This is a genomic window from Paracoccus binzhouensis (assembly GCF_016446475.1).
Classification (GTDB): domain Bacteria; phylum Pseudomonadota; class Alphaproteobacteria; order Rhodobacterales; family Rhodobacteraceae; genus Paracoccus; species Paracoccus binzhouensis.
Genome location: NZ_JAEHFP010000182.1, coordinates 1 through 4,945, shown reverse-complemented (window position 1 = coordinate 4,945; position 4,945 = coordinate 1). Strand labels below are relative to the sequence as shown.

Genomic DNA, 4,945 nt, shown 5'->3' with positions numbered 1-4,945 from the left:
TCAACGACCCCCAACCAAGGCAGATGATCTTCATGACGCCTTCCCTTGTGCCTTCGCGACCGCCAATCCATGGCCGGCGATTTCAGCGTTAAGACGCCGGCCAAGGGCGCGGACGGCATGTCATGCATCGAGGACTTTTTCGATGCCGAATTGCTCAAGACCGAGCTCGACGGCAAGAAGTTGAACCTGAAGAAGGATCACGGCGCCGACGGCGAGTACGGCAAGTTCGTTTTTGCCGAGAAGGTCGTGCGGCCCAACGCCGGCACCATCGATTTCACAGGGTTCGCTCCGATCCTAGAATGTATAGGGGCGGTAATCGATCATTACGTCCCACCGGGCACGTAGCCCCGCAGCCGTCGGGCTGTCGCGAATCGAATTGCGGGCGATTTGCTGCCGCCTGATCTTGCAGGTAACCCGATGATGAGAAATCGTTCCCCGCTTGGCGGCTGCCGCTGACTTCGTCCGCTACTGATGACCACGGTCGGAAGCAGCCAATCCGCATTCTTCGGCCCAATTGAGACATTCGAATCATACTGACTAAGCATCCACTCCTGGCGCTTCCTGGGCGTTCAGATCAATGGTAGTAACGCGAACTCTCCACTCCTCTCGCATTGATGCGGCACCCGCGATCCGCCGATTCCGTAAAGAATGCCAGGGCGGTTTGCGCGGGACCTTCGACACTCACGCAGAAGAGGCAGTCATGGCATCGCTGAGCTTGCCGGCGCGTCCGGTCCGCCTCGTCCGTCATGTGAAATCGGTCACCAGGCATGAATCACGCAGGCCGCGCGCGCTCAACGCCCGGTGTGCCGGCACTTCATGAAATGGAAGCACGCCACGAGCCTCGTCATCTGCCTCTCTTGCAATGCTGCTGAACCGCGCCTTCAGCCATCGAAGCGCGAGCGATACCATTCGCCTGGAGCCCAATATCCGTGCTCTTCTTTCCCGGCCGGCTTGTCCGAATGGCGGCATCGATGGCGGGTGAAGGGATTTTGCAGGCACGCGTCCGGGGCGGTGCGGGTTTTGGGAACCTGCCGGAACGATGATGCCGATGTTCTGCCGCGTCTCCCTGTTTGTGCTCTCGAAAGCACCAATCCCTCCGACTGACTGATCCCCTAAGTCCGTTCGGTTTCCACCAGCAACCCCCGCGGCTCCGGACCGAGTTGCCGCGCATAACGCGCGGCTGCCCGCACCACTCCGGGCCTAAGGGGCAAGCTGCCGACGTACCGGCAGTTGCGGGAGTCTCCCGACGGCCTTGGCCGGGTCTCGTCGGAGGGATGATCCCTCCGAGGAAGCAAGGGAGATTTACAATGCAGAACATCGTTATCCTCGCCGGCAACATCGGTCAGACCCCGGAATCCCGCACCACCCAGGGCGGCATGTCCATCACCCACTTCACGCTGGCCACCTCGCGCCCCCGCTACTCGGAAGGCCGCGTCCTTCGTGACGAGAACGGCTATCGGATCCAGGACACGGAATGGCACCGCATCACCTGCTTCAACGGCCTCGGCAAGACGGTCCAGCAGCATTGCGACAAGGGCATGAAGGTTCTGGTTCGTGGCCGCATCCACTACACGAAGTGGACCGACGCGGCAGGGGTTGACCGCTATGGCTGCGAGATCATCGCCGAGACGGTAGATTTCCTCAGCCGGGCCAGGCAGACCGAAAACGACGAGGGCAAGTTCATCGATGACGATGACGTGCCGTTCTGAGGCGGGACACACGAACCCGGCGGCGCAAGCCGCCGGGTTTTCCCCAGTGGCGGATGGCAGAGGCATCGACGACCGAATCAGATACCGAACGTCGATGCCAAATCTCGCCAGATAAGGCGGGTTCACGCAGATTCGGGGTGGCATTCGAGACAGGAACGACTAAAATAGTCGTAGTTCTGGAGTGCGCGCAGTTCCGAATGGGAGGTGATCATGCATGATCACCGCCCGACAATCACGGGCCGCACGCGCGCTGCTGGGTTGGACGCAGGAGACGCTCGCTGACAAGGCCCGCGTATCGCTGACCGCGCTCAAACGCCTCGAATCCGAGAACAGGCTCGAGGTGTACGAATCTACGCGCGATCAGGTGCGCAGGGCTCTCGAAGCCGCCGGGGTCGTTCTTCTCGCCACCGACAAGGGCGAAGGGGTGTTGCTGCTGCACGACGAGACCAGCACCAAACGGTGATGTTGCAGCGCCACGACCACCAGCTCTTGTAAAAAAGGATGGCTATCTCCTACGGGAGACAGTCGGCAAAATTTGTCACGCGCAAATGCGGGAGAATGATGGGACAGGCCACGCAGACATTCGTCGACGAACCACCCTCCGGTGAGAGGCTCACGAGCTATGATCGGGCGCATATGAAGCTTTATATGCGCCTGCTCGATGCAGCCCGCGACGGCGCCGACTGGCGGGAGGCAGTGCATGTCCTCTTTGGCCTCGATCCCGGGCGCGATCCCGAGCGCTGTCGCCGCATTCACGACGCACATCTCGCACGCGCCCGCTGGATGACCGAACGTGGCTATCGCGAACTCGTCCGCGAAAGTCAGCGCAAGACGCCGTCGTGATGCGCGGGTGACGCGCCGGGCGCAACACCTGTTGCTCCCAACCTGTATTCTCCAATTCAACCCGAACGTGAATCATGCGCCTTCCCAACTGCCTGGGCTGAAACACGGGAGGCATGATGACCCCGGACGCATCGATCTGGAATTCCTCGGAATACGACCATCTGGATGTGCTGACGGCATCCGATCTGGCCTGGGAATGGCTCCGCCGCAACGATCACTATGATGCGGATTTCGAAGCCCTGTCCTCTGAGAGTGGAGCCCCCGAGCCGCTGACCGAACGCATTCGGCAGCGGTGGGGGCTGCGATTTCCCTGTCGATCCCCTGAAAGCACCACCTGAAGCCCCGGTTTTCTGGCTCCCGCAAGAAGATACAAGCGTCGTCGTGCTGGCCGATGCCTCATCGAGTCTCGCTGGCGTCGTCCCCTCTGATCCCGGCGGATCCCGGCATCTTCATCCGTCGCTACCCGACGACGGTGCAACGTTCCGTCTGAACCTCGGAAACGGCCAACATATCCAGATCATCAATGACGCCACGGCGCACCCCTCGGCGAGGGTCGCCACCATCCCGCTCGGCATCGAGGGCTTCGACCGAATCGAAGCCGTTCAACGGTTCCTCTCGGCCCTGCATGGCCGCGCCATTCCGCCCGACACGCGCCTGACACGTCAGCAGCGCGACCGATATCGCAGAATGCTCCGGGCCTTCGACGGAGAGCGAGCTGGCGCGACGCAGCAGGAAATCGCTGAGGCTCTCTTCGATATCGGTCGCCTTACCCGCGACCAGTGGCAGGCTTCCGCGGATCGGCATCGCATCAAAACGCTCCTGCGCGACGCCCGCGCCATGATCGCGGGCGGCTACCGCAAACTCCTTCGTCATCGCCGCAAATCCTGATCCGTTCTCACCTGCCTTTGGTGGGCGATTTCAGTACCCCCCAACTTCGCCCTGCATCTCGCCGGTCCGTCTCCGCCACCGTGGTCGTTGCCCGCCGCTGATCCGCAGCGGCCGTCTCAACACCACGGAGGCCCGTTCCATGCCGCATGAACCCGTCCTTTTGCCGCCGCGCTTTCTGCGCACCAAGGAAGCCGCCGAGTTTCTCAGCCTCTCGGCCCGCACGCTGGAAAAGCACCGCACCTACGGCACCGGTCCAGCCTACCGCAAGCTCGGCGGCCGTGTCGTCTATGCCATCGACGATCTCGAATCCTGGGCCGCCCGCGGCGCGGTGACATCCACCTCAGATCCGCGCGGCTCCGTCCTGCCCGCAAAGCGTCACCCTCTTCCGACTGGCCCAAAGGCCGGCCGCTACGCGCGCTGACGGCGAGCGGTTCCCTTCATGGCGGTGCGACGTCGTTCCCTTTCCGAGCGCGGGCAGCTCGACCTGTTCAGGGCGCTCCCCGGCGACTTCGCGCCACGAGACGCGCAGGATCTCATGGCCTATCCCTTCTTCTCCCTCGCCAAATCGAAGCGCATTGCGCCAATCGACTTCAACGCCGGCAACGTGACAATCCGGGTCGAGGCCGTTCCCGATCACGGCATGGCCACGATCTGGGATGCCGATATCCTGATCTGGGCCGCAAGCCAGATCGTCGAAGCCCGCGACGCCGGGCTTCACACCTCCCGGCTGATGGCCGCAACGCCCTACGAAATCCTCAGCTATGTCGGACGGGGCACCAGCTCACGCGACTATCAGCGGCTCAAGGCCGCGCTCGACCGGCTACAATCGACCACGATTTCCACCTCGATCCGGCAACCGGCCGAAGGGCGCCGGCATCGCTTCTCCTGGATCAACGAATGGCAGGAGCGCACCGACCGGAACGGCCATCCCGATGGAATCGAGATGATCGTACCAGACTGGTTCTACAAGGCCGTCCTCGACGATGCGCTCGTGCTGACCATCGACCGGGCCTATTTCGATCTGACAGGTGGCCTCGACCGCTGGCTCTATCGCCTGGTGCGAAAGCACGGTGGCCGCCAGCGCGATGGCTGGCGCTTCGACTTCCGTCACCTCCACCAGAAATCCGGCAGCCTGTCGCCGTTCAAGCGCTTCGCCTTCGAGCTGCGCGAGATCATCCGGCGCCAGCCGCTGCCCGGCTACACGCTGTTTCTCGAAGCCGAAATCGGTGGGCGCATGCTGCTCGCCTTCGAGCCAGCCGCGCCCTGTGGAAAACCTGTGGATGGCCTCGTGCTATCAGGAACCCGGACTATCGTGCTATCGGGAACCCGAGGCTCGTGCTATCAGGAACCCAAACAGGGTTTAACACACGGAAATTCCAAACCAAATCGCGCCCTTAACTTAGAGTCTAACAAAGAATCTTCTTTAACTGTTTCTGTGGGTGTGAAGAACGCGCCCAGTGCCACCTGCGATCAACTTGCCAGTGATCGTGGGCGTTCGCAACAAG

Annotated in this window: 8 protein-coding genes; all 8 read left to right on the top strand. The window is 62.1% G+C overall.

The genetic code is table 11. The features are described from left to right. Positions 1-69: 69 nt before the first annotated feature. Entirely contained in the window at positions 70-345 is a 276-nt protein-coding gene (locus tag I9P22_RS23115) for a hypothetical protein (RefSeq protein WP_199262486.1), read from the top strand. 962 nt (positions 346-1,307) lie between these two features. Continuing rightward, positions 1,308-1,709: a single-stranded DNA-binding protein gene (locus tag I9P22_RS23110; RefSeq protein WP_199262485.1), complete on the top strand. Its 402-nt coding sequence runs from the start codon at positions 1,308-1,310 to the stop codon at positions 1,707-1,709. Between the two features lie 214 nt (positions 1,710-1,923). Continuing rightward, a complete protein-coding gene (locus I9P22_RS23105; protein ID WP_199262484.1) occupies positions 1,924-2,172 on the top strand; it encodes a helix-turn-helix domain-containing protein in 249 nt (82 codons plus the stop codon). 98 nt (positions 2,173-2,270) lie between these two features. Beyond that, positions 2,271-2,552 carry a DNA -binding domain-containing protein gene (locus I9P22_RS23100; RefSeq protein WP_456299617.1) on the top strand — a complete coding sequence of 94 codons (282 nt, stop codon included), beginning with the start codon at positions 2,271-2,273 and terminating at the stop codon, positions 2,550-2,552. 116 nt (positions 2,553-2,668) lie between these two features. Further along, a complete protein-coding gene (locus tag I9P22_RS23095) occupies positions 2,669-2,890 on the top strand; it encodes a transcriptional regulator domain-containing protein (protein ID WP_199262481.1) in 222 nt (73 codons plus the stop codon). Positions 2,891-2,933: 43 nt separating this feature from the next. Next, complete coding sequence (locus I9P22_RS24995) at positions 2,934-3,440, top strand: DUF2285 domain-containing protein (protein WP_332909063.1); 507 nt, start codon at positions 2,934-2,936, stop codon at positions 3,438-3,440. A gap of 139 nt (positions 3,441-3,579) precedes the next feature. Then, positions 3,580-3,861, top strand: coding sequence for a helix-turn-helix transcriptional regulator (locus I9P22_RS23085; RefSeq protein WP_199262479.1), 282 nt, complete (start codon positions 3,580-3,582; stop codon positions 3,859-3,861). 114 nt (positions 3,862-3,975) lie between these two features. After that, positions 3,976-4,945 (top strand): replication initiator protein A (locus tag I9P22_RS23080; RefSeq protein WP_456299618.1); only part of this gene is annotated, 970 nt, incomplete at its 3' end.

What these genes read in the sequence shown, in the direction of transcription:
- I9P22_RS23115 (WP_199262486.1), top strand. Translation starts at nt 70, where the DNA reads ATGGCCGGCGATTTCAGCGTTAAGACGCCGGCCAAGGGCGCGGACGGC.
- I9P22_RS23110 (WP_199262485.1), top strand. Translation starts at nt 1,308, where the DNA reads ATGCAGAACATCGTTATCCTCGCCGGCAACATCGGTCAGACCCCGGAA.
- I9P22_RS23105 (WP_199262484.1), top strand. Translation starts at nt 1,924, where the DNA reads ATGATCACCGCCCGACAATCACGGGCCGCACGCGCGCTGCTGGGTTGG.
- I9P22_RS23100 (WP_456299617.1), top strand. Translation starts at nt 2,271, where the DNA reads ATGGGACAGGCCACGCAGACATTCGTCGACGAACCACCCTCCGGTGAG.
- I9P22_RS23095 (WP_199262481.1), top strand. Translation starts at nt 2,669, where the DNA reads ATGACCCCGGACGCATCGATCTGGAATTCCTCGGAATACGACCATCTG.
- I9P22_RS23085 (WP_199262479.1), top strand. Translation starts at nt 3,580, where the DNA reads ATGCCGCATGAACCCGTCCTTTTGCCGCCGCGCTTTCTGCGCACCAAG.